At 72.3% G+C, this 25,706-nt stretch carries 24 protein-coding genes, 1 tRNA gene and 3 pseudogenes; 15 read left to right on the plus strand and 13 right to left on the minus strand.

What is annotated here, in order from left to right; translation table 11 throughout:
- The first annotated feature begins 92 nt into the window (after positions 1 to 92).
- From B1205_RS16665 to B1205_RS16675, 3 genes are all read left to right on the plus strand, one after another.
- Entirely contained in the window at positions 93 to 1,067 is a 975-nt protein-coding gene (locus B1205_RS16665) for a glycosyltransferase family 4 protein (RefSeq protein ID WP_369597298.1), read from the plus strand.
- The gene (locus B1205_RS16670; RefSeq protein ID WP_089156473.1) at positions 1,064 to 1,825 is read left to right on the plus strand and encodes a PIG-L deacetylase family protein; all 762 of its coding nucleotides are present in this window, start codon (positions 1,064 to 1,066) and stop codon (positions 1,823 to 1,825) included. Before B1205_RS16665 ends, B1205_RS16670 begins: the two co-directional genes overlap by 4 nt.
- A 107-nt stretch (positions 1,826 to 1,932) precedes the next feature.
- Positions 1,933 to 2,005 (plus strand) — tRNA-Arg (locus tag B1205_RS16675).
- A 214-nt stretch (positions 2,006 to 2,219) separates the two neighbouring features.
- On the opposite strand, the gene B1205_RS31700 is transcribed toward B1205_RS16675, so the two are convergent.
- On the minus strand, positions 2,220 to 2,729 hold the full coding sequence (locus tag B1205_RS31700; RefSeq protein WP_254910008.1) for a hypothetical protein: 510 nt from the start codon (positions 2,727 to 2,729) through the stop codon (positions 2,220 to 2,222).
- Between B1205_RS31700 and B1205_RS16685 the strand changes: the two genes are divergently transcribed.
- A complete protein-coding gene (locus B1205_RS16685) occupies positions 2,728 to 3,081 on the plus strand; it encodes a hypothetical protein (protein WP_089156474.1) in 354 nt (117 codons plus the stop codon). The two genes, B1205_RS31700 and B1205_RS16685, sit on opposite strands and share 2 nt — an antisense overlap.
- 159 nt (positions 3,082 to 3,240) lie before the next feature.
- On the opposite strand, the gene B1205_RS16690 is transcribed toward B1205_RS16685, so the two are convergent.
- Both B1205_RS16690 and B1205_RS16695 read right to left on the minus strand, forming a co-directional pair.
- A complete protein-coding gene (locus B1205_RS16690) occupies positions 3,241 to 3,864 on the minus strand; it encodes a PIN domain-containing protein (protein WP_176308654.1) in 624 nt (207 codons plus the stop codon).
- A gap of 44 nt (positions 3,865 to 3,908) precedes the next feature.
- Positions 3,909 to 4,211: a helix-turn-helix domain-containing protein gene (locus B1205_RS16695; RefSeq protein WP_217809842.1), complete on the minus strand. Its 303-nt coding sequence runs from the start codon at positions 4,209 to 4,211 to the stop codon at positions 3,909 to 3,911.
- A gap of 411 nt (positions 4,212 to 4,622) precedes the next feature.
- Between B1205_RS16695 and B1205_RS16700 the strand changes: the two genes are divergently transcribed.
- Positions 4,623 to 5,399, plus strand: a complete 777-nt coding sequence (locus B1205_RS16700) for an HAD-IIB family hydrolase (RefSeq protein WP_089156477.1) — start codon at positions 4,623 to 4,625, stop codon at positions 5,397 to 5,399.
- On the opposite strand, the gene B1205_RS16705 is transcribed toward B1205_RS16700, so the two are convergent.
- Entirely contained in the window at positions 5,320 to 6,435 is a 1,116-nt protein-coding gene (locus tag B1205_RS16705) for an SDR family oxidoreductase (protein WP_441338508.1), read from the minus strand. The genes B1205_RS16700 and B1205_RS16705 overlap by 80 nt on opposite strands.
- On the opposite strand from B1205_RS16705, the gene B1205_RS16710 reads away from it, so the two are divergent.
- A complete protein-coding gene (locus tag B1205_RS16710; protein WP_089156479.1) occupies positions 6,426 to 8,213 on the plus strand; it encodes an adenylyl cyclase in 1,788 nt (595 codons plus the stop codon). The two genes, B1205_RS16705 and B1205_RS16710, sit on opposite strands and share 10 nt — an antisense overlap.
- A 48-nt stretch (positions 8,214 to 8,261) precedes the next feature.
- On the opposite strand, the gene B1205_RS16715 is transcribed toward B1205_RS16710, so the two are convergent.
- The gene (locus B1205_RS16715; RefSeq protein ID WP_089156480.1) at positions 8,262 to 8,852 is read right to left on the minus strand and encodes an ATP-dependent Clp protease proteolytic subunit; all 591 of its coding nucleotides are present in this window, start codon (positions 8,850 to 8,852) and stop codon (positions 8,262 to 8,264) included.
- Between the two features lie 271 nt (positions 8,853 to 9,123).
- Positions 9,124 to 9,882: a helix-turn-helix domain-containing protein gene (locus B1205_RS16720; protein WP_089156481.1), complete on the minus strand. Its 759-nt coding sequence runs from the start codon at positions 9,880 to 9,882 to the stop codon at positions 9,124 to 9,126.
- A gap of 161 nt (positions 9,883 to 10,043) precedes the next feature.
- Here B1205_RS16720 and B1205_RS16725 point away from each other — a divergent pair, with 161 nt between their 5' ends.
- Positions 10,044 to 11,057, plus strand: a complete 1,014-nt coding sequence (locus tag B1205_RS16725) for a potassium channel family protein (protein ID WP_089156482.1) — start codon at positions 10,044 to 10,046, stop codon at positions 11,055 to 11,057.
- Positions 11,058 to 11,129: 72 nt separating this feature from the next.
- On the opposite strand, the gene B1205_RS16730 is transcribed toward B1205_RS16725, so the two are convergent.
- A complete protein-coding gene (locus tag B1205_RS16730) occupies positions 11,130 to 11,603 on the minus strand; it encodes a MarR family winged helix-turn-helix transcriptional regulator (protein ID WP_254910009.1) in 474 nt (157 codons plus the stop codon).
- Positions 11,604 to 11,685: 82 nt separating this feature from the next.
- Here B1205_RS16730 and B1205_RS16735 point away from each other — a divergent pair, with 82 nt between their 5' ends.
- Positions 11,686 to 12,333: an FMN-dependent NADH-azoreductase gene (locus B1205_RS16735; RefSeq protein WP_089156484.1), complete on the plus strand. Its 648-nt coding sequence runs from the start codon at positions 11,686 to 11,688 to the stop codon at positions 12,331 to 12,333.
- A gap of 79 nt (positions 12,334 to 12,412) precedes the next feature.
- On the opposite strand, the gene B1205_RS16740 is transcribed toward B1205_RS16735, so the two are convergent.
- Together B1205_RS16740 and B1205_RS16745 are read right to left on the minus strand one after the other, a co-directional pair.
- A complete protein-coding gene (locus B1205_RS16740) occupies positions 12,413 to 13,447 on the minus strand; it encodes a 2-oxoacid:ferredoxin oxidoreductase subunit beta (protein WP_089156485.1) in 1,035 nt (344 codons plus the stop codon).
- Positions 13,440 to 15,190 (minus strand): annotated as a pseudogene (locus tag B1205_RS16745) (2-oxoacid:acceptor oxidoreductase subunit alpha). The gene B1205_RS16740 and the pseudogene B1205_RS16745 overlap by 8 nt, the downstream one beginning before the upstream one ends.
- 1,659 nt (positions 15,191 to 16,849) lie before the next feature.
- Here B1205_RS16745 and B1205_RS16755 point away from each other — a divergent pair.
- A complete protein-coding gene (locus B1205_RS16755; protein WP_089156486.1) occupies positions 16,850 to 17,227 on the plus strand; it encodes an NADH-quinone oxidoreductase subunit A in 378 nt (125 codons plus the stop codon).
- A gap of 204 nt (positions 17,228 to 17,431) precedes the next feature.
- On the opposite strand, the gene folP is transcribed toward B1205_RS16755, so the two are convergent.
- A complete protein-coding gene (gene folP / locus B1205_RS16760; RefSeq protein ID WP_089156487.1) occupies positions 17,432 to 18,301 on the minus strand; it encodes a dihydropteroate synthase in 870 nt (289 codons plus the stop codon).
- 436 nt (positions 18,302 to 18,737) lie between these two features.
- Between folP and B1205_RS16765 the strand changes: the two are divergent.
- The 4 genes and pseudogenes from B1205_RS16765 to B1205_RS16780 form a co-directional block, all read left to right on the plus strand.
- Positions 18,738 to 19,095: pseudogene (locus tag B1205_RS16765) on the plus strand (DivIVA domain-containing protein); the annotation flags it as partial.
- 547 nt (positions 19,096 to 19,642) lie between these two features.
- Positions 19,643 to 20,140: an SRPBCC family protein gene (locus tag B1205_RS16770; RefSeq protein ID WP_089156488.1), complete on the plus strand. Its 498-nt coding sequence runs from the start codon at positions 19,643 to 19,645 to the stop codon at positions 20,138 to 20,140.
- Between the two features lie 56 nt (positions 20,141 to 20,196).
- A complete protein-coding gene (locus B1205_RS16775) occupies positions 20,197 to 20,781 on the plus strand; it encodes a DNA-3-methyladenine glycosylase I (protein ID WP_089156489.1) in 585 nt (194 codons plus the stop codon).
- A 25-nt stretch (positions 20,782 to 20,806) separates the two neighbouring features.
- Complete coding sequence (locus tag B1205_RS16780; protein WP_089156490.1) at positions 20,807 to 21,430, plus strand: hypothetical protein; 624 nt, start codon at positions 20,807 to 20,809, stop codon at positions 21,428 to 21,430.
- Between the two features lie 7 nt (positions 21,431 to 21,437).
- Here B1205_RS16780 and B1205_RS16785 read toward each other — a convergent pair whose 3' ends face one another.
- Positions 21,438 to 22,229: an enoyl-CoA hydratase-related protein gene (locus tag B1205_RS16785; protein WP_089156491.1), complete on the minus strand. Its 792-nt coding sequence runs from the start codon at positions 22,227 to 22,229 to the stop codon at positions 21,438 to 21,440.
- 4 nt (positions 22,230 to 22,233) lie between these two features.
- A complete protein-coding gene (locus tag B1205_RS16790; RefSeq protein WP_089156492.1) occupies positions 22,234 to 23,052 on the minus strand; it encodes a PaaX family transcriptional regulator in 819 nt (272 codons plus the stop codon).
- 192 nt (positions 23,053 to 23,244) lie between these two features.
- On the opposite strand from B1205_RS16790, the gene B1205_RS16795 reads away from it, so the two are divergent.
- Both B1205_RS16795 and B1205_RS16800 read left to right on the plus strand, forming a co-directional pair.
- On the plus strand, positions 23,245 to 23,412 hold the full coding sequence (locus B1205_RS16795; protein WP_013283866.1) for a DUF3117 domain-containing protein: 168 nt from the start codon (positions 23,245 to 23,247) through the stop codon (positions 23,410 to 23,412).
- A gap of 145 nt (positions 23,413 to 23,557) precedes the next feature.
- Positions 23,558 to 24,989, plus strand: a pseudogene (locus B1205_RS16800) (leucyl aminopeptidase family protein).
- Positions 24,990 to 24,999: 10 nt separating this feature from the next.
- Here the strand turns inward: B1205_RS16800 and B1205_RS16805 are convergent.
- Positions 25,000 to 25,644, minus strand: a complete 645-nt coding sequence (locus tag B1205_RS16805; RefSeq protein WP_176308655.1) for an O-methyltransferase — start codon at positions 25,642 to 25,644, stop codon at positions 25,000 to 25,002.
- Positions 25,645 to 25,706 lie beyond the last annotated feature (62 nt).

Below are 25,706 nucleotides of genomic sequence, written 5' to 3' on the forward strand. Positions count from 1 at the left end.
CGACGCGGCCGGCCGCGCCGTCTACGGCGGGGGGGNAGGCCCACGGCGAACAGGCCGTCGGCCGGGGCGAACCGGCCGACTTCGAGGCCGACGTGGCGGCGATGACCGACACGGTGCTCCGGCTGCACGCCCGGCGTCCCTTCGACGTGCTGCACGCCCAGTACGCCTACCCGAACGGCCTGGCCGTGCTGCGGGCCGCCCGCGCCGCCGGCCTGCCCGCCGTGGTCTCGGTGCAGGGCGGGGACGGGCACTGGGTCGGCACCTGCTGCGACACCCACCGACTGCTGGTGCGGGCGGTCTTCGCGCACGCGCCCGCGCTGCTGATCGGCTCGGCGTCGTTCGCCGCCGAGGTGTGCCAGCGGCACGACCTCGACCCGGGCCGGTTCACCGTCGTGCCGGGGGCCACCGACACCGGGAGGTTCACGCCGTCGCGCCCGTTCGGGGAGCTGTCCGACCCGCCGGCGCTGCTCTACCACGGCCGCGTCGACGCCCGCAAAGGCGTGCTCGACCTGCTCGACGCGGTGGCGAAGCTGCGCGCCGACGCCACCCGCGTCCGCCTGCTGATCTCCGGCATCGGCCCCGACGTCGACGCCACCACCGCGCGGATCGCCGAACTCGGCCTGGCCGGCGACGTCGACCTGCTCGGCGCCGTGCCCTACGAGCGGGCACACCAGGTGTACGCCCGCGGCGACATCTTCGTCAGCCCCACCTACGCCGAGGGCTTCTCCAACACCATCCTGGAGGCGATGGCGTCCGGCCTGCCCGTCGTCTCCACCGACGTGGTCGGGGTGCGCGACTGCGTACGCCCGGAGGACAACGGGCTGCTCGTGCCCGCCGGGGACCCGGCGGCCCTCGCCGGGGCGGTGCGCCGGCTCCTCGACGACGCCGACCTGCGCGAGCGGCTCGCCACCCGGGCCCACCACGACGTCGTACGAAAGTGGAGCTGGCCGGTGATCGCCCACCGCATCACCGCGGTCTACGACGGACTGGACGCGACCGTACCGGAGATCGCCGACCCCCCGCCGGACCTGGCGTGCCGCTTCCGCGCGGCACCGCACCTGCTGTGACCCGCCACGCCGTCGCGGTCAGCCCGCACCTCGACGACGCCGTCTTCTCCGTCGGCGCCACCCTCGCCGTGCTCGCCACCGCCGGCTGGTCGGTGGAGGTGCTGACCTGCTTCACCGCCTCCGTGCCGGACCCGTCGCCGTTCGCCCTGTCCACCCAGCTCGACAAGGGCCTGTCGGCGCACGTCGACTACATGGCGCTGCGCCGCGCGGAGGACACGGCGGCCTGCCGGATCCTCGGTGTCGTGCCGGTGCACCTGCCCCTGCCGGAGGCCCCGCACCGCGGCTACGACAGCGCCGCCGACCTGTTCACCGACGTCCGCCCGGACGACCGGGTCGGTGCCGCGCTGGCTCTGGCCCTGCGCCCCCGGCTGCGCACCGCCGACCTGGTGCTCGCCCCGCAGGCGCTCGGCGGGCACGTCGACCATCGCGTCGTCGCCGAGACGGTCGCCGGGTGCGCCACCGGCGTTTTATGGTGGCGCGACGTGCCGTACGTCAGCCGGGCCCCGGACGAACCCCCGTGCCCGGCCGTGCCGGACGGTCTGGAGCAGCCCGTCGACATCGCCGCCCACCTCGACGCGAAGATCCGCGCCGTCCGCTGCTACGCAACCCAGCTCGACTTCCAGTTCGGCGGCTCCCGGCGGGTCGGGCCGGAGTTGACCGCGCTGGCCGCCGCCGAGGCCGCGCGGCTGGGCGGGCGGGGTTGCGCCGAGGTGCTGCGGGGGGCGGCGGGACGACTCGCGGACGCCGCGCCGTGGTGACTGCGCCGTCCTCGCCGGGGCAGGTCGGCTCTTGCCTGAACGCTCGTGAACGTGGGCCGATCCCCTGCCACCCCAGCTGGACCCCAAGGTCGCTAGACTGCCCTCGCGCCCTCGTAGCTCAGGGGATAGAGCATCGGTTTCCTAAACCGTGTGTCGCAGGTTCGAATCCTGCCGGGGGCACCTCACAGAACTGCAACAACGCAGCGCGGCCGAACGATCACTGATCGTAGAGGCTAGCTTCGCACTTGGATGACGGACGAGGGTGTCCCCGGCATACGCCGGGGACACCCTCGCGTCGAGGCCCATGAACGTCTACGGGGCAGAGCCGTTCGGGCTGGTACACCACCAGATCCCTCGGCCGAGGGCCCGAAACGGTAGGGCGCCACTGTTCGGCTCAATCAATGGGGGCAGCATCGAGCGCCGACGTGCTGCATGCCCCGGGGACGGGCAGGCCCGTGGACCGGGAGAATGGGCGCTGTGACCAAAGATCCCGCGCGGCCTTCCACACCCACAAGTACGTGGAGGCGGCCACCACGTTGCCCTTCCCGCTGCGGAACAGCCGCCCGTCGTTAGCGACGCCGAACCGGTCGACGTGCCGCCGCAGGATGCCCACCAGATCTGGCGGGATCGGTACGACCCGCGAGTCTGCCGCCGCACGGTGCTTCAACCCGCGCCGGTCGTGCACCTCGCCGCTGTCGGTCCACCGCTTGCCAGCCTGGGGCCGGTTGTCGACCAGCGTCAGCCGGCCCCAGCCGATCGCCGGCAGGTGGCAGTCCTGCTCGCGTAGCGCGACGCTTGTCGATAGCAGTCTTGATCTTTGCGAGGCCGGGGGTCGTAAGAGGACGTGCCAGACGCGAGCCACCATCGCCGTCCCCTGACTGAAGGGCTGGCAGACTCCGGTCATGAGTTACGACCTGGCGGTGTGGGAGGGCGCGCAGCCGTCGAACGATGGCGAGGGCGGAGCCGTCTACAGCCAGCTCTACGAGAAGTACATGGCTGGCGAGGAGGTCGTCCCGACTCTCGGCATCCTGGCCTACGCCGAGTCGCTGGCTGAGCGCTGGGCTGTCTTGACCGATGGTCAGACCTCCGGTTGGGGATCCCTGCTCGACGATGCTTCCGGGCCGATGATCTACCTGACGATGCCGTACGGGCTGGCTGGCGAACTGTCGGCCGAGGCTGCCCGCCTGGCCGCCGAGCATGGGCTTGTCTGCTATGACCCACAGACGGAGCACCTACGGCCAGCGCACAACGATTAGGCGAAGCTGTCCGCGCTTGCGGCCTGCCCTGCGGGCGTCCTCCGGCCGTCCTCGGGCGTCCGCAGCGCCTTCTGCAGAATGCCTGCAAATGATTTTGGATCGGTAGGCGTGCAGGGGACAGCATGCCGCTTCCTGGCATTGTCCCTTCCCGAGGGGCGTCTACTCGACCAGGCGAGGTGTAGCTGCCGTCGGGGAGGGTCGTGGGAGACCGGCTGCTGCTAGGTGACCCCGGATCTGTTCGGCGAACTTGGATGCACCTCCGTCGCTGAGGCACTCAAGTAACTTCGCAACGGTAAGCCGGGGCTTGCCGGCGGAGCGACCCGTATCGTTGCTCTGCCTCTTGACGATCTCCACGACCTCAGCGGGAGCCAGGTCGTATTGCAAGCATAGAAAGCGGTCGGGCTTCAGGACTTCGATGTGCAGGGGGCCTACCGCAGCCTCGGGGAAATGTTTCACGTTGTTGGTTACGATGACGTCCGCCCTGCCTGCGACCGCGGCAGCCAGGACGTGTCGGTCGCCCATGTCGTTCATCATGCCGTCGATGAGGGACTCGTAGCCCGTGACCATGGCGTCGCTGAATGCGGCGTTCATGCATGTGAACATCGTATCGAGGCGGCTCGGCTCGATACCCGGGCGTAGGCGTAGGATCGTCCGCCGCGTCTCTGCGAGGATGTCCTGGCTCCAGAGCGGACGGTAGAAGTCCGCTTCTGCAACTCGCAGAAGCGTGTCGCGGAGCGCGTTCGGAACCAGGACGTTCGCATCGAGGAGGACAGAGAACGGCACCAAGTGAGCCTAGGTGCTGCGGATGCCTGGCGAAAGCTTCGGCTTCACGTTCTGTCTTCGTCGCGTTCCTCAAGGTCACTGACTGGGAGGTCGTAGAGCCCCATGTCAAGGCTTTCCGCGGTCATCGTCCGGAGTAGTTGCCGCCGCTCCTGTCGCCGCTGCTCCTGGTACTTGAGCACGTCGGCCAGCTTGATCCGGCGGTGACTGTTGGGTCGTTCGTGCGGAATCTTTCCCTCGTCGAGCAGCTTGGTAAGGGTTGGCCGCGACACCCCGAGCATGTCTGCGGCTTGCTGTGTCGTCAGGGTCGTGTGTTGCGGCGCGATCGTGACGGCGTAGCCGCTCGCCAAGGCTTCAAGCGCTTTGATCAGGATGTCGTGTAGGCCGTCGGGTAAGGGNGGCCACGGTCGCGTAGGACCTGAAGCAGGTCCACGACTTCCGCGTTGTTGGCGGCATCGGGCAGGATCGTCTGCTCATCCATGACGCGGGCTGCGGCTGTCATGGAGCCAGCATGCGTTCAATTCGCAAGAAACGCAACGTGATCCAGGGTTACTGCTCGTCATCTTGAATTACTGTCAAAGCGGGCACTCCGCGCCAGTTGAGAACTTAAGATCTCGGCTGCTCAACGTAAGAGGATGGCTGGGTGTGGGCGTGACGTGTCAGCCTCCGCCGAGATCCGGGTATCCGGGCGCTCAGGAAGGCGTCAGGCCATGTCGGTACCCTGCTGACCCGACCCGTCCGCGACGACACATGAGGTATTCGTGAACGATCTTCGAGTGGTGGCGTTCGACCTCGACGACACCCTGGCGATTTCCAAGTCCCAGATCGATCGTCGGATGGCGGACCTGCTCGGCCACCTGCTCACCGAGGTGGACGTCCTGATCATCTCCGGTGGCCGGTTCGAGCAGTTCCAGACGCAGGTGCTGGCCCACCTGGACCTCGCCGAGGAGCAGCGTGTCCGGCTGCACCTGATGCCCACCTGCGGTACCCGCTACTACCGCTGGTCCGAGGGTGACTGGCGGCTGGTCTACGCCGAGGACCTGAGCGAGGCCGACAAGGCCCGGGTGGTCACCGCGCTCACCGAGTCGGCGCAGGCGCTCGGGCTGTGGGAGGCGAACCCCTGGGGCGACATCGTCGAGGACCGGGGCAGTCAGATCACGTTCTCCGCGCTCGGGCAGTCGGCTCCGCCGGCCGAAAAGTACGGCTGGGACCCGGACGGCAGCAAGAAGAAGCGGCTGCGGGACGCGGTCGCCGCGAAGCTGCCCGACCTGGAGGTCCGGGGCGGCGGCTCGACCTCGATCGACGTGACGCGCATGGGGGTGGACAAGGCGTACGGCATGCGGAAGCTGCTGGAGCACCTCGATCTGAAAATCGACAACGTGCTCTTCGTGGGGGACCGGCTCGACGTGGGCGGCAACGACTACCCGGTGAAGGCGATGGGCATCCGCAGCGTCGCGGTCACCCGCTGGGAGGAGACCGCCGACTACGTGCAGACCCTGGTGGACGACCTGGTGAAGCAGCGCGCCGAGCGCGCCTGAGACCGGGACTGCGCCGCGCGCCTGACCGCCGACCGGGGCGGCCAGGCGCGGGNGTCGGGGTGCGGCCGAGCAGCGTGGCGAGGTCGTCACCGACCTCCAGTTCGCCCCGGGCGAGACCGAGGTCGCTGTCGGCGAGCACGGCCGCGTACCCCTCGGGCAGGCCGGCGGCGATCAGCACTTCGGTGTAGCGGTCGGCCGGCAGGTCGGTGTAGCCCACCTTTTCGCCGGTCTGCCGGGTGACCTCGGCGGCCAGCTCGGTCAGCGTGAACGGCGCGCCGCCCAGCTCGTACACCCGGTTCTCGTGTCCGTCGGAGGTGAGCACCACGGCGGCGGCCTCGGCGTAGTCCGCGCGGGTGGCGGCGCTGACCCGCCCGTCACCCGCCGCGCCGGCCACCCCCTGCTTCCGGTACGCGTCGAGCTGGTCAATGTAGTTCTCCAGGTACCAGCTGTTGCGCAGGAAGACGTACGGCAGGCCCGCCTCGCGGACGTACCCCTCGGTGTCCCGGTGCTCGCCGGCGAGCCGCATGCCGGCGGTGTCGGCGTGGGCGATGCTGGTGTAGACGACCAGCCCGACGCCGGCCTCGCGGGCGGCGGTGACCACGTTGCGGTGCTGGGGCCGCCGCCGGCCGACCTCGCTGCCGGAGACGAACATCAGCTTGTCGGCGTCGGCGAACGCGGCCCGGAGCGAGTCCGGGTCGTCGTAGTCGGCCCGCCGGGTGACGACGCCCTGGCCGGCGAGTTCGGCGAGCCGGTCGGTGTTGCGGCCGACCGCCACGATGTCCCCGGCCGGTACGCCGCGCTCGCGCAGCGCGGCGACGATCAGGCGGCCGAGTTGGCCGGTGGCCCCGGTGACGACGATGGACATGCGCGCTCCCTGTGGTTGAACAGTCAACTTCCTCTGTGGCAACCCCGACGATGGCACGTCGCTTCCCGGTTCCGGAACCGAGAATGCTGGCGAGATCGACGGCGATGGGGTAGGAACTGCCCAGAGAGCGCTCTCCGTCCCACCATCGAACAGGTAGGCAGATGCGATCATCCGACCCCTCCCGCCGCCGCTTCCTCACGCTCACCGCTTCGGCGGCAACGCTCACCGCCATCGGCCTCCCGGCCGGCGCCGCCGCCGCGTCCCCGGCCGCGCGGCCCGTCCGTGAGCCCGACTTCGGCCCGAACGTCTTCGTCTACGACCCGAGCACGCCGGTCGAGGAGATCCAGTCCACGCTGGACCGCCTCTTCACCGCGCAGGAAAACAACGAGATGGGCTTCGACCGGTACGCCGTGCTGTTCAAGCCCGGCCGCTACGAGGTGAACGCCCGGCTCGGCTACTACACGACCGTGGCCGGCCTCGGCGCCCACCCGGACGACGTGGAGATCCACGGCGCGGTCCGGGTCATCGGGCAGCCCGACCCGAACTCACCGGCCGGCATCTCCGCGCTGACCAACTTCTGGCGCTCGGCGGAGAACCTCGCCGTCACCCCGACCGACTGGTCGAACCAGTGGGCCGTCTCCCAGGCGTCACCGATGCGCCGGGTGCACATCAAGGGCGTCCTCTGGCTGGAACCCGGCAACGGCGGCTACTCCAGCGGCGGCTACATCGCCGACTCGAAGGTCGACGGCATCACCATCAACGGCTCCCAACAGCAGTGGCTCACCCGCGACAGCGAACTCGGCGGCGAGTGGACCAACGGCGTGTGGAACCAGGTCTTCTCCGGCGTGGTCGGCGCGCCCGCGCAGGGCTTCCCCGACCCGCCGTACACCACGCTGCCGACCAGCCCGGTGACCCGCGAGAAGCCGTACCTCTTCGTCGACGGCGCGGGCCGCTGGCGGGTGGCCGTGCCGCGCCTGCGCCGCGACACCGCGGGCACCACCTGGGGCACCGGCGCCGCGCCGACGCCGTCGCTACCGCTGACCGACTTCTTCATCGCCCGCCCCACCGACTCGGCGAAGCGGATCAACACCGAACTCGCCCGGGGTCGGCACCTGCTGCTCACCCCCGGCGTCTACCGCCTCGACCGGGCGCTGCGGATCCGCCGGCCGAACACCGTCGTGCTCGGTCTCGGCATGCCCAGCCTCGCGCCGACCACCGGCGACGCCGCGCTGCGGATCGAGGACGTCGACGGGGTACGCGTCGCCGGGGTGCTGGTCGACGCCGGGCCGGTCGAGTCCGAGGTGCTGGTCGAGGTCGGCGGCCGACACAGCCACCGGTCCCACGCGACCAACCCGATCTCCCTTCAGGACGTCTTCTTCCGCATCGGCGGTCCGTACGCCGGCCGGGCGGTGACCAGCCTGGTGGTCAACAGCCGGCACACGCTGATCGACAACATCTGGGCCTGGCGGGGCGACCACGGCCGGGAGGGCACCATCGGCTGGACCGTCAACACCGCCGCCACCGGCGTGGTGGTCAACGGCGACGACGTGACCGCGTACGGGCTCTTCGTCGAGCACTACCAGCGCTGGCAGACGATCTGGAACGGCGAGCGCGGCCGGACGGTCTTCTACCAGAGCGAGCTGCCCTACGACCCGCCGAGCCAGGCGGCCTGGCGCAGCCCCACCCGCAACGGCTGGGCCTCCTACAAGGTGGCCCCGCATGTCCGCACGCACGAGGCGTGGGGGCTGGGCGTCTACGCGTACTTCAACCAGGGCGTCGACATCCGCTGCGACCGGGCGATCGAGGCGCCGCGCCGGGCCGGCGTGCGGTTCCACGACGCGATCACCGTGTTCCTCAACGGCAGCGGCGGCATCGAGCGCACGATCAACGAGGTCGGCACCCCGGTGGTCGGCTCGTACGGCACCAGCCCGGTGGTCAGCTACCCGTGACCCGGGTGGCCCGGCCGGCGCGATCGTGGCCGGCCGGGCCACACCGGCTCAGGCGGTGAGCTGGTCGACGCGGGAGAGCACCTGGTCGACGAGGCCGTACTCGCGGGCCTCCTCGGCGGTGAACCAGCGGTCCCGGTCCCAGTCGCGCTGGATCTCCTCCAGCGTGTGCCCGCTGTGTTCGGCGATCAGCTCCTGCATGGTGTGCTTCACATGCAGCATGTTCTCCGCCTGGATGGTGATGTCGGCGACCGTGCCGCCGAACCCGCCGGAGGGCTGGTGCATCATGATCCGCGAGTGCGGCAGCGCGAACCGCTTGCCCGCCGCGCCGGCGCACAGCAGGAACTGTCCCATCGAGCCGGCCATCCCGAGCGCCAGCGTCGCCACGTCGTTCCTGACGTATCTCATCGTGTCGTAGACGGCCATGCCGGCGCTGACCGACCCGCCCGGCGAGTTGATGTAGAGGAAGATGTCCCGCTCCGGGTCCTCGGCCGCGAGCAGCAGGATCTGCGCGCAGATCTGGTTGGCCGAGTCGTCGGTGACCTCGGTGCCGAGGAAGATGATCCGCTCCTTCAGCAGGCGTTCGAAGACCCGGTCGCCGAAGGCCGGCTGCCCGTCGTCCCGCATCCAGATGCCACCCATGACCGCCCACCTCCGTGCCGCCGGTGGGCGGGGGAACCGCCCGGCGAGCCGGCGGTCTCCAGCGTCCGCCGGCCGCACCCGCGCGGCCCAGCGTTTCTGCCCGGGGCGAATTCGCCCTCGGCAGAAGCTACCGGAGGAGTGGTTTGCCTCTCCCTCCTCGCACACACCCATGGTGTTCCACCCACCGCCAGCATCGGCCTTGGGTGGAACGCCATGGGTGTCACAGCCGTCCCCGGACACCTATGGCGTTCCACTCGCCGTCAAGATCTTGTCACCCAGCGGAGAGCGGCGCGGTGCTGCGGGCGGCACGTCGCAGGGTGGTCCGCTCGTCGGTGATCGTGGCCGTCCGGGTCCGTCGCCGGACCGCCACCTTCGAGGTACGCGGACGGGGGCGAGCGGCCGGGGCGGAGGGAAGCGGCCAGAACCGGATGCCGCCACCGAACCCGGTCAGCGCGGCCGGGCCGAGAGCCGGACCGACCGGCGTCGGCCCGAGCAGTTCGGGGCGTTGGCCGTTGCCGAGAAGCGGCGGGCCGCCGACCGGCCGGCGGGAGACGTGCAGGCGCGGTGCACCGACCGGCCGGCGGGCGACATGCAGCCGGGACGGGCCGGTCCGGAGCTGCTGGCCGACCCGGAACAGCGGGCCGGTGCTGAGTTGCGGGCCGGTCCGGAACAGCGGGCCGACCCGGAGCTGCGGGTCGGTCCGGAGTTGTGGGCCGGTGCGGAGTTGTGGGCCGGTGCGGGCGCCCGGTGCCCGGTCGAGGCGGGCCAGCGGGATCCCGGATCCGACCGGCGTGTGCCGCTCCCGGCGCAGCTCGTCACGCGCCTCCTCCAGCAGGTCGGCGAGGTGGATGCCGAGTGCCCGGCAGATCGCGGCCAGCACCTCGGAGGATGCCTCCTTGCGACCGCGCTCGACCTCGGAGAGGTAGGGCAGGGAGACCCCGGCCGCCTGGGCCACCTCGCGCAGCGTGCGGCCCTGCCGCAGGCGGACCCGCCGGAGCACCCCGCCGATCACCCGTCGCAGCAACGACATGCCGGCCTCCTCGCGGTCGCCGTCCCGGACGCTCCCATCATGCCCCGTCCGCACCTCCGGCAGGGGCCCGGACGGGTCCGGATGGCCACCCGACGGGCCGACTCCCGGCGTACCCGTTATCTTGTGGGCGTGCAGGCGACGGTGGCGGAGCGGGACCGACGGTGATCCATTTTCCCGCGCAACGGCGGGGGCCGCTCAGCGCGCTGAGCCTGCGCCTGCTCGCCGCCCTGGGGTTGGTCCTCGCCACGGTCTTCGTGGTCTGGCTCGACCGTGACGGCTACCGCGACAACAACGGGGACGGTCTGACCCTCCTCGACTGTTTCTACTACGTCGTGGTGTCGCTCTCCACCACCGGGTACGGCGACATCGCCCCGGCCAGTCCGTCGGCGCGCCTGGCCAACGTCCTGTTCGTCACCCCCGCCCGGGTGCTCTTCCTGATCATCCTGGTCGGCACCACCCTGGAAGTCCTGACCGAGCAGTACCGCACCGGCCGTCGCCTGTCGCGGTGGAGGAGATCCGTGAAGGACCACGTCATCATCTGCGGGTACGGCACCAAGGGCCGCAGCGCGGTCTCCGCGCTGCTGGAGAACGGGGCGGACAAGTCCAAGATCGTGGTGGTCGAGCGGAGCGCGACGGCACTGCGGCAGGCCACGTCGAACGGGCTGGTGACGATCGAGGGTTCGGCCACCCGCTCGTCGGTGCTGGAGGAGGCACACGTCCGCACCGCCAAGGCGGTCATCATCGCGACCGACAGCGACGACGCCTCGGTGCTGGTGGCGCTGACCGTCCGGCAGCTCACCGCCGGTCAGGTGCGGATCATCGCGGCGGTCCGGGAGGCGGAGAACGCGCCGCTGCTCAAGCAGAGCGGGGCGCACCACGTCATCGTCTCGTCGGCCACCGCCGGCCGGCTGCTCGGCCTCTCCACCTCGGCCCCGCCGCTGATCGACGTGGTGGAGGATCTGCTCACCCCCGGTCAGGGCATGGCGCTGGCGATGCGCTCGGCCGAGCGCAGCGAGGTGGGTCGGTCGCCGCGTGAGCTGGAGTCGCTGGTCATCGCGCTGGTCCGCCGGGGCAAGGTGGTCACGCTGAACGACCGGGCCGGCGCGGTCATCGAGACTGGCGACATGCTGGTGCACGTCCGCGACGACCGGCCGCAGGCGACCACCTCGGCCTGACCTCGGCCGCCCGGAGCCACCGGGCGTCAGCGTGCCGGGGAACGCATGGACCGGCACGGTCGGGCCGTGCGGTCAGCAGGCGTCCGGGGCGTCGGCGATCGCCTCGGTGCAGGTCGGCGCGCAGCCCTGGCTGGCCCGCCGCAGCAGGTCGTAGAGCTGGTCCCGCTCGCCGGGCGCCAGTGTGCCCAGGACCTCGTCCTCCGCGTCGGCGAGCGCGCACTCGGCCTCGCGGAGCCGCTTCTCACCCGCGCCGGTGAGGATGACCAGGTGTCGGCGGCGGTCCGACGGGGAGCGTCGCCGCTCCACCAGGCCGGCCGCCTCCAGGTCGTTGAGCAGCCCGACCACGTTGGTGCCGTCGAGCTGGAGCGTGCCGGCCAGCCCTTGCTGGCTGATGCCGCCCGAGTCGCGCAGCACGGTGAGCGCGACCAGGTGCCGGGGGCGAAGGCCGAGCGGCTCCAGCACCGACTCCGAGCGCAGCCGCATCCGCCGGGCCAGGTGCTGGAGCAGCGGCCCGGAGCGGCGCTCGTCGGCGTGCCCGGCTGACATGTGACCCAGTCTACGCGGACCAGGGAACATCGACCTGCTATAAATAGTTGGTGCGACACGAACGATCTGTGGAGGAGTAACCATGACCCACCTGCTGCACATCGACTCCAGCATCAACGGCGAGCGCTCGGTCAGCCGTCGCCTCACCGCCCGCGCGGCCGACGCCTGGCGTGCCGCCCATCCCGGCGGCACGGTCACCTACCGGGACCTAGGCCGGGACCCGCTCCCGCACCTGGACACCGCCGGCGGTCTCGCCCGGGCCGTCCCGCCCGACCAGCACACTCCCGATCAGCGCGCCTCCTGGCGGCTGACCGAGGAACTGGTGGGCGAGGTGCTGGCCGCCGACACGGTCCTGCTCGGTCTGCCGCTCTACAACTTCGGGCCGCCGAGCAGCGTGAAGGCCTGGGTCGACCACCTGATCGCGCCCGGCATCTCGGTCGACCCGGCCACCGGCGCCGGCCTGCTCGGCGGACGTGAGTTCATCGTGTTCGGCACGCGGGGCGGCGGCTACGGCGCCGGCACCCCCCGGGAGGGCTGGGACCACGCCGAGCCCTGGCTGCCGCACGGCGTCTCCATGACCGGGCTGGAGCCGCGCTTCATCTCGGCCGAGCTGACCCTGGCCCCGGTCAAGCCCGCCATGGCCGAACTGATCCCGCTGCACGAGGCGAGTCTCGCCGCCGCCGAGCGGGCCATCGACGAGCTGTGGGCGCCCGTCGCGGCGGTCGCCTGACCATCCCGCCGACACGACGAGGGCGGGCCGTTCCCCGATGGGACGGCCCGCCCTCGTCGTACGCGGGTCAGCGGCGGATCTACAGGATCGTCCAGGTGTCCCCGCTGCCGAGGAGCGCCGAGAGCTGCTGCTCCGGGGTCTGGTCGACACCGGCCTTCGCGGCCGCGACCTGCTCCTGCACCACACTGTCGTAGGAGGGGCGGGCCACCGAACGGAACACCCCGATCGGCGTGTTGCTCAGGTCGAGCCCCGGCAGCCGGGACAGCGCGAACGCGTACGCCGGGTCGGCGACCGTGGCGTCGTGCACGACGATCTCCCCGGCCGGGGTGTCGGCGGTCGGGCGGACCTCCAGCCCGAAGCCGCCCGGCGGGTGCACCACGCAGAACTGCCCGCCGGAACCGAACGTGATCGGCTGCCCGTGCTCCAGCCGGATCAGGAAGTCGTCCCGGGTGGCCGGCTCCTTCAGCGAGTCGAACGCACCGTCGTTGAAGATGTTGCAGTTCTGGTAGATCTCCACGAACGCCGAGCCCTGGTGCTCCGCGGCGGCCCGCAGCACCGACTGGAGGTGCTTGCGGTCCGAGTCGATGGTCCGGGCCACGAACGTGGCCTCGGCCCCGAGCGCCAACGACAGCGGGTTGAACGGGGCGTCCGCCGAGCCGGACGGCGTCGACTTGGTGATCTTGCCAACCTCGGAGGTCGGCGAGTACTGACCCTTGGTCAGCCCGTAGATCCGGTTGTTGAACAGCAGGATCTTCAGGTTGACGTTGCGGCGCAACGCGTGGATCAGGTGGTTGCCGCCGATGGAGAGCGCGTCGCCGTCACCGGTGACCACCCAGACCGACAGGTCCGGCCGGGACACCGACAGGCCGGTGGCGATCGCCGGGGCGCGGCCGTGGATCGAGTGCATCCCGTACGTGTTCATGTAGTACGGGAAGCGCGACGAGCAGCCGATGCCCGAGACGAAGACGATGTTCTCCCGGGGGATGTTCAGCTCCGGCATGAAGCCCTGCACGGCCGCCAGGATGGCGTAGTCGCCGCAACCGGGGCACCAGCGCACCTCCTGGTCGGACTTGAAATCCTTGGCGGTGAGCTTCAGGGCGACGGGCTCAGACATTCTTCAGGACCTCTTCCAGCATCGTCTCCAGCTCGGCGGCGGTGAACGGCAGGCCGCGGACCTGGTTGTAGCCGATCGCGTCGACCAGGTACCGCGCCCGGATCACGTGGGCGAGCTGGCCGAGGTTCATCTCGGGGATGACCACCCGGTCGTAGCGGCGCAGCACCTCGCCGAGGTTCGCCGGCATCGGGGCCAGGTGGCGCAGGTGCGCCTGGGCCACCGAGAGCCCACGCCGACGCAGGCCCCGGCAGGCCGCGCCGATCGGGCCGTACGTCGAGCCCCAGCCGAGCACCAGCACTTCGGCGTCGCCGTGCGGGTCCTCGACCTCGATGTCCGGCACCGGGATCGTCTCGATCCGGGCCGCCCGGGTCCGCACCATGAAGTCGTGGTTCGCCGGGTCGTACGAGATGTCGCCGGTCTTGTCGGCCTTCTCCAGGCCGCCGATCCGGTGCTCCAGCCCCGGCGTGCCGGGCACCGCCCACGGGCGGGCCAACGTCTGCGGGTCGCGCAGGTAGGGCAGGAACGTGGTGCCGTCCTCGCCGTTCGGCTCCGTCGCGAACTCGACCCGCAGGTCGGGCAGCGACTCCACGTCCGGCAGCAGCCACGGCTCGGAGCCGTTCGCCACGTAGTTGTCGGAGAGCAGGATGACCGGGGTGCGGTAGGTCAGCGCGATCCGGGNACCGGGGCCTCGCCGTGCCGGCCGTACAGGGCCATGTTCAGGTCGGCCTGCTCGGTCTTCGTGGGCATGCCGGTGGACGGTCCGGCCCGCTGCACGTCCACGATGACCAGCGGCAGTTCCAGGGCCACCGCGAGCGAGATCGTCTCGCTCTTCAGCGCCACACCCGGACCACTGGTGGTGGTGATGCCGAGCGCGCCGCCGTACGACGCGCCCAGCGCCGCGCCGACCGCGGCGATCTCGTCCTCGGCCTGCATGGTGACCACGCCGAACTTCTTGTGCTTGCTCAGCTCGTGCAGGATGTCCGAGGCCGGGGTGATCGGGTACGCGCCGAGGAACACCGGCAGCCCGGAGCGCACCCCGGCGGCCACCAGGCCGAGCGACAGCGCCGCGTTGCCGGTGATGTTCCGGTAGGTGCCCGGCAGCATCTTCGCCGGCTTGACCTCGTACCGGACGGAGAAGTCCTCGGTGGTCTCGCCGAAGTTCCAGCCGGCCCGGAACGCGGCCACGTTCGCCGCCACCAACTCCGGCCGGGCCGCGAACTTGCGTTCCAGGAACCGCAGCGTCGACTCGTACGGCCGGGAGTACATCCAGCTCAGCAGCCCGAGGGCGAACATGTTCTTGGCCCGCTCGGCGTCCTTCTTGGACACCGCGTGCTCGGCCAGCGCGCCGATCGTCATCGAGGTGAGCGCGACCGGGTGCACCGCGTAGCCGTCGAGCGAGTCGTCGTCCAGCGGGCTGGTCGCGTAGCCCACCTTGGCCAGGTTGCGCCGGGTGAACTCGTCGGTGTTGACGATGATGTCCGCCCCCCGGGGCAGGTCGCCCAGGTTGGCCTTGAGCGCGGCCGGGTTCATCGCCACCAGCACGTTCGGGGCATCGCCCGGCGTGAGGATGTCGTAGTCGGCGAAGTGCACCTGGAAGCTCGACACGCCCGGCAGGGTGCCGGCTGGTGCGCGGATCTCGGCCGGGAAGTTCGGCAACGTGGAGATGTCGTTGCCCAACTGCGCCGTCTCCGAGGTGAACCGGTCNCCAGTTGACGGATCTGCTTGGTCACGCCCGCACCTCACTTCGCTGAGCGCCGTCGCCCTCGCCGACGCGGCCCGCTCCGTCTCTCACCGTCAGAGCCTACGTCGGCGGACCGGTGCCACCCTGGTGGAGGTCCGACGTGTGAGACCGTAGCGGACCAGGGTATGCCCCGCTTTGTTGCTTTTAGAGCCGTCGCCCGTTACCCAGATCACCGCGTGCCGGGCTCACCGGCCGCCGTCGGGTCGGCCACGCTGATGGCGCTGCGCCGCCGCAGCGAGCGGGTCGCCAGGACCAACGCGAGCACGACCAGCAACGCCGACACGGCCATCAGGACCATCGCGATCCGCCGCGCCGGCGTGTCGTCGTCGTCGCCGGCCCCGCCCGCCNCCGGCCGGCGGGGTGGCCTGCGCCGCCGCCGCGCTGATCCGGAAGCTCATCTGCACCTGCCGGTCGTGCCCGCTGCGTGGATCCAGCCGGCCGATCACCGCGCCGGCGAGCGGCGCCATGCGCTGGGCGTCCGCCGAGGCGGTCACCGGCAACCGCAGCGTCGCGGCCCGGCCCGCCGGCAGGGTGCCCAGCTCGCACCGGGTGCGGTCCGGGGCGGCGGGGACGCAGCCGGTCCCCGCGCCGCTGACGGTCACCCCCGCCGGCAGGAGCACCTCCACCGAGCCGACGGCGTCCACCTCGCCGGTGTTGCCCAGCCGTACGCCGAGCGTGCTCGGCGCGCCGCTGATGTCGAAGAGCACCTCGTCGGCGCGGAGCGAGATGCCGGGCACCGGCGGGCCGGGCGGGAAGAGCACCGCGAAGCCCTCGTCGTCGTACGCCGCCCCGGTCACCCCCGGCGCGACGGCGGTGACCTGGACCGCGCCGCTCAACGGCATGGTCCGCCAGGCGTCACCGGCGACCCGTACCCGGATGGTCGTGCTGAACCGCGCACCCGGCGCGGCGCTCCACCCGCCGCAGCGGTGGTTGCCGCCGCCGGCGTCGACGCAACCGGGCGTGCCGGCGTCGGTCAGGCCGGCCGGCAGGCTGTAACCGAGGCTGATCTGCTCCGCCCGCCCGCCGGTGTTGGTCACCGTCACCCGGAGCGTGGTCATGATGTCCTCGGCGTTCCAGTAGCCGGGGGTGAGCACCACGTCGTCCGTGCTCACCTGCACGCCCAGCGGCCCGCCCGCCGGCTGGGCCGGCGGCGGAGGCGGAGGCTGGACGGGCGGCACCACCGGCGGCGGGGCCGGCGCGGTGGTGGTCGGGGCGGCGGTGGTCGGCGCCGGCTCGGCCGGCGGCGTGGTCGGCGGCGGCGCCGGCGGGGTGGTGGCCGGCGGCGTGGTGGGTGCCGGGGCCTCCTCCGTCGGCGGCGCCGCGGTCGGCGTCGGAGCGGTGGCCGTCGGCTCGCCGGTGGGGGTGGGCTCGGTCGGGTCGCCGCCCGGATCGCCCGGTGCGCCCGGCTCCGCCGCCCGCACCACACCGGACAGGACGGAGGGGGCGGCCACGGCCCCCGGGGCCACCGCGACGACCGCCGCGGCCGCGGCGAACAGCGCGGGCGCGAAGAACGCGAGGGTACGGCGGGGGCGGCTCATCTGTCCTCCGGGACGTGTCAAGAGCTCTCATTATTCGGTGACACTTGCTGTCCGGCACTAGTCCCGCCATGAAACGAATTCGTAACGTGTCCGGGACGTCCGACGGACCGGTACGCTCCGGTCGTGACCGGATACCTCGGCTCGTACGCCACGCTCGGTCTGCTGCTGCTCGCCGCCGTGCTCTTCTTCGTCACGGCGTTCTCGGCGAACCGGGTGTTACGTCCCGCCCGTCCGGCCGAGCCGTGGGGCAAGCGGGCCACGTACGAGTGCGGGCTCGATCCGGTCGGCGGCGACTGGGCCCAGATGCAGATCCGCTACTACGTCTACGCCTACCTCTACGTCCTCTTCGCGGTGGAGGCGGTCTTCCTCTTCCCGTGGGCGCTGGTCTTCGACCGCCCCGGGTTCGGCGCGACCACGGTGGCGGAGATGGGCGTGTTCGTGGCGATCGTGGCGCTGGGCATCCTCTACGCCTGGCGACGCGGCGTCCTGCGCTGGACCTGACCCCACCTGCCTGGCCGGCCGGGTCTGGTCCGGCGCATCTGCCGACTCTGATTCCCCGCTACGCTGCGTCACGCCGCCGCCGCATACCACCGCTCGTGCTCGGTATACCTGTAGGTCATATTTATGACGCTGAGGTATGCCGTCTTCAAGTGGCCGCTGCTCCCTGGCTCGACACGCCCGGAAAGCCTCGTGCCCCGGCCGGGCTCACGCCAGGCCGCGACGGGTGAGCACGGGTGGTCGGTCCCCGCGGATCGAGGCGACCATGTCCAACACCCGGCGGGTCTCGCGCACCTGGTGGGCGCGGAACACCCGGGCGCCGAGCCAGGCCGAGACCGCGGTGGCGGCCAACGTCCCCTCCAGCCGTTCCGGCACCGGCAGGGCCAGCGTCTCGCCGATGAAGTCCTTGTTCGACAGCGCCACCAGCAGCGGCCAGCCGGTGTCCGTCAGTTCGGTGAGCCGGCGGGTGATCTCCAGCGAGTGCCGGGTGTTCTTGCCGAAGTCGTGCGCCGGGTCGATCAGGATGCCGTCCCGCCGCACGCCCAGCCCGACCGCGCGTTCGGCCAGCCCGGTGACCGTGGCCACCACGTCGACCACCACGTCGTCGAAGGCCGCCCGATGCGGCCGGGTACGCGGCGCCAGCCCACCGGCGTGCGAGCAGACCAGCCCGGCGCCGGTGGCGGCGGCGACCCGGGCCAGCGCCGGATCCGCCCCCGACCAGGTGTCGTTGAGCAGGTCCGCACCGGCGGCGACCGCCTCCACCGCCACCTCGGCCCGCCAGGTGTCGATGGAGATCACCACGTCGGGAAAGGCGGCCCGGACCGCGGCGATGGTGTCCACCGTCCGCCGGATCTCCTCGGACACGTCCACCTCGTCGCCCGGCCCGGCCTTCACCCCGCCCACGTCGATGATGTCCGCACCCTCGGTCACGGCCCGTTCCACCGCCCGCAGCGCGCTGTCCTCCGCGAAGGTGGCACCCCGGTCGAAGAACGAGTCCGGCGTACGGTTGACGATGGCCATCACCACCAGCTCACCCGGGGCGAAGATCCGCCCGCCGAGCCGCAACACCCCGGTCATGCCCGCCTCCTCGTGTCCGCCTTCCGCAGCTGTCCCGCGCAGGTCAAGCTGGGGCATTCTCCACTGCTGCCCCTCCGCCGCGCTGGCCGGGCCGGTTGGGTTGTGCGGTCCGGCCCGGTTCGTCGAGGCTCGAAGGCCTGGCCCCGCACCCGCTCCGACGCTACCGACCCCGGCGCCGAGATCCCGGTGGCAAGTGGCCCTTGCCGGCGTGCTCAACCGTCGACAAGTGGGATGAGTGGGCGGCGGCGTGGCCAGTTCGGTGATGTGGCGGCAATCGTCCCGTCGGAAAGGCGCCACTTCGGCGAACTGGTGGGGGGCCTTCTCTGGCGCGTCGGGGACGGCGCGGGGCCTCGGGGGCCGGCGGAAGCGCGACGAATCCAGACCGGAGGCGGCGGAGGGCTCGCCCGATCCGGGCCCGCATGCCACGATCTCTTGCATGGGTGAGGTTCTGCTCCTCTTGGTCGTCGCGCTGACCGTCGCGGCAGTGGTGTTCGGAGTGACGGTGCTGGTTTCCGGACGAGATCCGGGCCTGGCACCGGCCGAGCCGGACGGGCAGGCCGTGCCCCTGCCGGGCAGTCGTCCGCTCGACGAGTCGGACGTGGCCGAGGTCCGCTTCGACACCGCGCTGCGCGGCTACCGGATGGCCCAGGTCGACGCGGCGCTGCGGCGGGCGGCGTACGACATCGGCTACAAGTCCGAGCTGATCGGCGTGCTGGAAGCCGAGAACGCGGCACTGCGGGAGGGGCGCACCGAGGAGGCCGCCGCGCTGCGTCGCGCCCGTGAGGAGGCGGCCGCGACCCACGCCGAGACCAACTCGTCGACCGCCGACGCGTCGACCGGAAGCTCCTCGGTCGATGGCCCGGTGACCATCGACCTGTCGGCGCCTGAGTCGCCGGCCGCCGCCGACACGGCGTCATCGAGCGGCGCGGTCACCGCCGAGCCGGTCACCGACAGGGCGTCCCGGAGCGCCACGGTCATCGCCGACATGATGCCGCGGAGCAGCGCGCCCGGCGTCGACACGACGCCACGGAGCGGCGCGCCCGCCGCCGGCAAGGGCTCCGCCGTCGACAAGGGCTCGGCCGCTGGCGAAAGCCCCACCGCTGGCGGAAGCCCGGCCGCTGGCGGAAGCCCGGCCGCTGGCGGAAGCCCGGCCGCTGGCGAGAGCCCCGTCGCGGGCAAGGGCCCCGCCGAGGCGGGCGTGGCGGAGGCGCCGGCCGCCGCCGCGGTCGAGGACACGATTGATCCGGCGGACGGGATCACCACCGGGCCGGCCGGCGAGAGCCGACCCGTGCCGGGCACTGATGGTCGGGGGCGTGACTCGGTGGTGCGCTCGGAGTCGACGTGACCGGGGCGGAGGGGTCCGCCGGGTTCGCCGAGGCGGCCCAGCCCGGTGCCGCCGAGGTCACCGCCACGGTGATCGTGGACGCGCCGGCCGAGCGGGTCTTCGCCGCGCTGACCGCGTGGGAACGGCAGTCGGACTGGATCCCGTTCACCACGGTCCGGGTGGTGGAGGGGGACGGTGGTGAGGGAAGCCTGGTCGAGGCGGTCACCGCGCTCGGGCCGGCCGTGCTGCGCGACGAGATGCGGGTGGTCCGGGTCGACGCCCCGTACGAGGTCCGGGTGGTCCACTGCGGCAGGCTGCTGCGCGGTCCGGGCGTGCTGCGCTGCACCCCGATGGACCGGGGCCGGACCCAGGTGGTCTGGCACGAGTGGTTCCACCTGCCGGGCGGAGCGGCCGGCCGGGTGGCCTGGCCGGTGCTCTGGCCGGGTTCGAAGTTCAGCCTGACCCAGGCGTTGAAGCGGTTCGCCCGACTGGTCGAGCAGGGCCGTCTGCCCTAGGAACAGGCCCTGAGCGGGACGGAGACGTGTCGGTGGGTTGACCTACCGTGTATGGCGTGACTGACCTGGTGACCGGCGTCGACGGGCTGCCCCGCTGCGCCTGGGGAGCGAGCACCCCCGACTATGCCGTCTACCACGACACCGAGTGGGGCCGGCCGCTGCGCGGCGACGACGCGCTCTACGAGCGGCTGACGTTGGAGGCGTTCCAGTCCGGCCTGTCCTGGCTGACCATCCTGCGCAAGCGGCCCGCGTTCCGGTTGGCCTTCGACGGGTTCCGGATCGAGACGGTGGCCGGTTACGGCGAGGCGGACGTGGCCCGGCTGCTGGCCGACGCCGGGATCGTCCGTAACCGGGCCAAGGTCGAGGCGGCGATCGCCAACGCCCGCGCCGCGCGGGAGCTGCCCGAAGGGCTCTCGGCGCTGCTCTGGTCCTTCGCGCCGGCGCCGCGGGCGACCCGGCCGCGATCGTTCGCTGAGGTGCCGGCGCTCACCCCGGAGTCCACCGCGATGGCCAAGGCGCTCAAGAAGCGCGGTTTCACGTTCGTCGGCCCGACCACGGCGTACGCGCTGATGCAGGCCACCGGCATGGTGGACGACCACCTCGCCGACTGCCACGTCAGCGGTGACCGGGCCCGGGTGTGACGGGGCGGCGTGATGGGATTGGGGCATGACCGACACCGAGCCGCGGATGAGCGGGACGACCGACGGTGACACCACGCCGGGCGCCTGGGCGGTGCTGCTGCCCGCCGAGCGCTACCAGGCGGAGCGGCTGGTGCACCACGACGTGCTGGAGCTGACCGGGTTGCCGGCGGCGGCCCGGCCCCGCCCCGGTGACCGGGTGGCCGTGCTGGTGGAGGAGCCGCTGCGGCTGGTGGCGCTCGGTCGGGTCGCGTCGGCTGCCGCGACCACCCGGGAGGACCCGGACGATGCGCAGTCCGACGTGACGGCCGGCGCGCTCGTGGTGACGTACACCCGGCGGGTGCTCGACGAGCCGGTGCCGGTCGACGGTCCGGTCCTCGACGGGCCGGTCGCCGCGCTGGACCCGGCCGGCTGGCGGGCGCTGGCCGACCGGATCGGCCCGCCGCCGGCCCGGCGGACCTGGCTGGTCAGCCTCGACCTGCCGATCGAGGCGGCCACGCGGGCCGAGGCGGTCCGGATCTTCTGGTCCTACGTGCAGGAGTTGGGCCCGCGCGAGCTGCCGGCGTTCGTCTCGCCGGCCGGCGACGAGCTGGCCATGCAGGCGTTCGTGCTCGGCGTCGAGGCCAACCAGGACCCGGAGGAGGACGACTGAGGCCGCCTCAGCGGCCCTCGAAGACCGGCTTCTGCTTGTCGACGAAGGCCATGGTGGCGGCCCGGTGGTCGGCGGTGGCCCCGCAGATCGCCTGGGCCTGCGCCTCCGCGGCCAGCGCGTCGGCCAGCGTGCCGGCGTCGGCGATGGAGAGCTGACGCTTGATCGCCCCGTAGGCGACGGTCGGGCCGGCGGCGAGCCGGGCGGCCAGCTCCTGCGCGGTCGGGAGCACCTGCTCGTCGTCGTCCACGAGCCGGGTGAGCAGGCCGAGCCGGCAGGCGTCCTCGGCGCCGACCGGTTCGGCGAGCATCAGCAGTTCGACGGCCTTGGCGTGGCCGACCAGCCGGGGCAGTGTCCAGGAGGCGCCGGTGTCGGCGGCGAGCCCGACGCCGGCGAACGCCATCAGAAAGCGGGTCTTCGGGCCGCCGATGCGGAAGTCGGCCAGGAACGCCAGCGAGGCGCCGGCCCCGGCGGCCATGCCGCGTACCGCCGCGACCACCGGTTTGGGCAGGTTCGCCAGCCGGGCGGCGATCGGGTTGTAGTGCGCCCGGACGGTGCCGAGCGGGTCGGTGCCGGCCGACTCCAGGGTCCGCACGTGCTCCCGCAGGTCCTGCCCGGTGCTGAACGCACCGCCCGCACCGGCCAGCACGACCGCCCGGCAGGACCGGTCGGTTTCCAGCTCGGCCAGGGTGTCCCGGAGCGCCTCCTTGAGCGCCACGTCGAGCGAGTTCATCGCCGTCGGGCGGTTCAGCGTCAGGGTGACGACGGCGTCGGTGCGGTCGACGAGCAGCGGCTCGGTCACGTTTCTAGCGGCCCTTCTGTCGGGGGAGGCGGTGGCCGGCGTCGAGGCACTGCTCGACGTACCGGTCGGCGGCCGGCCGGAGGCGGGTGGCGTGCCGGTCGAAGAACGCGGCCGCGTTGGTGCCGGGCCAGCGTTCGGGGAGCAGCGCCGGTGGGAGCTGCGGATCCCGGAACAGGAAGGTACGCCATGCGTGCACGAGCCGGAACCGGGCCGCGTACGCCTCCTCGTCGTTGCTGCGGACGGTGACGCCGTGCAGCAGGGGCTTCTGTTCGGCGACGAACCGCTGGTATGCCCGGCCGATCTCGGCCAGGTCCCAGGCCCGACGGACCACGCCCATGGCGCCGGGGGTGCCGGCGGCGTGCGCGGCGGTGAACCGTTCGTAGCGCACGCCCGCCTCGGCGAGCAGCAGGTCGACGTCCTCACCCGGACGGGTGGCGACCCAGGTGCAGTCGTCGAGCGTGCCGTAGCCGAGGAAGGTGAGGTTGGCGGCGAGCCGCTGCCGGTCGCGCCGGGATGCGGGCGAGGTGAGCACCAGGAGGTCGAATCGTCCGTCCCAACTGTGCCGGCCCGTCCGGTAGATCCGGGAGGCGGCCTCGTCGAGTCGACGGCCCGCCTTCGGGGTGATCGAATAGCCCGGTCCGGAGGAGAGTCGGAGCGGTTCGAGCCAGCCCTGACGGACCATCCGGGAGACGGCGGTGCGCACCGCCGGCGGTGCTATCCCGAGTGGTGCGAGCAGCTTGACCAGGGCGGCAACGGGTGCGCGGCCACCCCTGGCGCGGAGGTGGTCGCCGTACAGGTCGAAGAGTGCCGACCGTGCCTGCATGACCGCACATTGTGACAGGCCTACCCAAGATAAGCTAGATGCTGTTACATCAATGCTGCTTCGGTTTGGGTCCGGCGGTGTTCATCAGGGAAAATCGTGGTCGACGCCGCCCGCGACGGTTGCGGGTGGCGGTGGCGAAGTGGCTGTGGGGTAACCCACACCGACCCTGGTGTAGGTCTGAGGGGAGACAACATGGCGGCGATGAAGCCGCGGACGGGCGACGGTCCGCTGGAAGTCACCAAGGAGGGCCGGGGCATCGTCATGCGGGTCCCGCTGGAGGGTGGTGGCCGGCTCGTCGTCGAGATGACTCCCGACGAGGCCACCGCGCTGGGTGACGCACTGAAGGCGGCCGCCGGCTGATTCGAGGAGCGGCCCGCGTGGCGGATGTCACGCGGGCGGTTCGCCTTACCCTGAGCCACCGGCCGAGCCGGTGGCTCAGGGTCTTCACCGCCCGGTAAGGCCAGAAGTGTCCCGCGGAAGCCCTTTTTCGGAGGTACGGTCCAGCGTGCTGGCCATTCGTCTGGTGAGCGGGGCCACGCGCCCCGCCGCCCTCGTCCTGCCCGTTCGTCCCGGAGGGCCGGGCGACCCGGTCGCGCTGGCGTCGACCATCGCCCCGCTGGGCGACGAGGTCCGGGCCGAGGCGGTCGCGCTGCTGTCCGCGGCCCGTCTCACCGGGGCCACCGGTGAGGTACGCGAGCACCTGCGACCCGGCGGCAGCCCGCAGCGGTTGTGGCTGCTCGGCGTCGGTGACGGCGACGAGCCGGACTGGCGTGTCGCCGGTGCCGCGCTGGCCCGCGCCGCGAAGGATGAGACACAGATCACGATCGCGCTTGCCGGCGAGGCCGGGCCGGCGCTACGCGGCCTGGCCGAAGGGCTGCTGCTCGGCTCCTACCGCTTCCGGCTCACCGAGGCCGGTGACCGGCCCGCCCTGGCCGAGGTGGAGGTGCTGGTCGACGCGCCGGAGGCGCTCGCTGACGCGCTGGCCACGGCGCAGGTCACCGCCGGGATGACCCGGCTGGCCCGCGACCTGACCAACACCCCCTCGTCGACGAAGCATCCCCAGTGGTTCGCCGACCAGGTGGTCGAGGCCGCGTCCGGCCGCCCCGACCTGCACCTGCGGGTCCGTGGGCCGGAGGAGTTGGCGGCCGGGGGCTTCGGCGGCATCCTGGCCGTCGGGGGTGGCTCTGCCCGCACCCCGCGCCTGGTCGAGCTGGACTGGCGGCCGGCCGGCGCGCGTACGCATGTGGTGCTGGTGGGCAAGGGGATCACGTTCGACACCGGCGGCATCTCGATCAAGCCGGTGCCGGCGATGAAGCTGATGCGCAAGGACATGGCCGGTGCGGCCGCCGTGGTCGCCGCGACGCTGGGCGCCGCCGCGCTGCGGCTGCCGGTGCGGGTCACCACGCTGGCGCCGCTCGCCGAGAACATGGTCAGCGGCTCCGCGTTCCGTCCGGGCGACGTGATCCGCCACTACGGCGGGCTGACCNCGGCTGGTGCTCGCGGACGCCATCGCGTACGCGGTCCGGGAGCTGCGGCCCGATCTGCTGGTCGACCTGGCCACCCTGACCGGGGCGAACGCGGTGGCGCTGGGCAAGCGGCACGCCGCGCTCTACAGCGACAACGACGACCTGGCCGCCGACCTGCTGGCGGCGATCGACGCGGCCGGCGAGCGGGCCTGGCGGATGCCACTCACCGACGACTACCTGGAATACCTGGCCAGCGACATCGCCGACCTGCACAGCTCGCCGGCCCGGGGCGCCGGCTCGGTGGTGGCCGCGCTCTTCCTCCGCGAGTTCGCCGGTGACCTGCGGGACCGCTGGGCGCACCTGGACATGTCCGCCCCGTCCTGGTCCGACGACGTGCACGGTGAGCTGGTCAAGGGTGCAACCGGCTGGGGCGTACGCGGGTTGCTGCGCTGGCTGGCGACGCTGGGCTGACCGCCCGGTCTCAGCTCTTCACGGCCGCGAGCAGGCCGTGGCCGACCGGCAGCAGCGCGGGCACCCAGTGCTCCGACTCGCGGATCGCCTTGATGGTCTCCCGCACGGTGACCGTCTCCACGTCCCGCGCGGCCGGGTCGCCGATCCGGCCGCCGGCCAGCGCGCCGTTGAGCGCGAGCACCCCGCCGGGTCGCAACAGCCGCAGCGCCGCGTCCACGTACGCCGCGAAGCCGGTCGCCGCCGCGTCGGCGAAGACCAGGTCGTAGGCGCCGTCGGCGAGGCGCGGCAGCACGTCGAGCGCCCGGCCGGTGATGATCCGGGTACGCCCCGACGGAAAACCCGCCTCCTGGAACAGCCGCCGGGCGATGCGCTGGTATTCGACCTCCACGTCGATCGTGGTGAGCACCCCGTCGGGGCGCATGCCGCGCAGCAGCCAGACACCGCTGACGCCGGTGCCGGTGCCGATCTCCACCACCGCGCGGGCGTTGCCGGCGGCGGCGAGCAGTCGCAGCGCGGAACCCGCGCCGGGCGTAACCGCCTCCACACCCACCTCGCGGGCGAGGGCGCGGGCGGTGCGCAGCACGAGATCCTCGGTGACGTACGACTCGGCGAACTGCAGCGCCTGGGCCGTCGAACTGCCGTGACCGGCGACCATGGCGATGGGACACCTCCGGGGGCGGGCTGGTGCGAGGGGTCGGTTGGCACTGTGAGCGTAGA

Origin of the sequence: Micromonospora sp. NBS 11-29 (genome assembly GCF_002140155.1) — a bacterium.
GTDB lineage: Bacteria > Actinomycetota > Actinomycetes > Mycobacteriales > Micromonosporaceae > Micromonospora.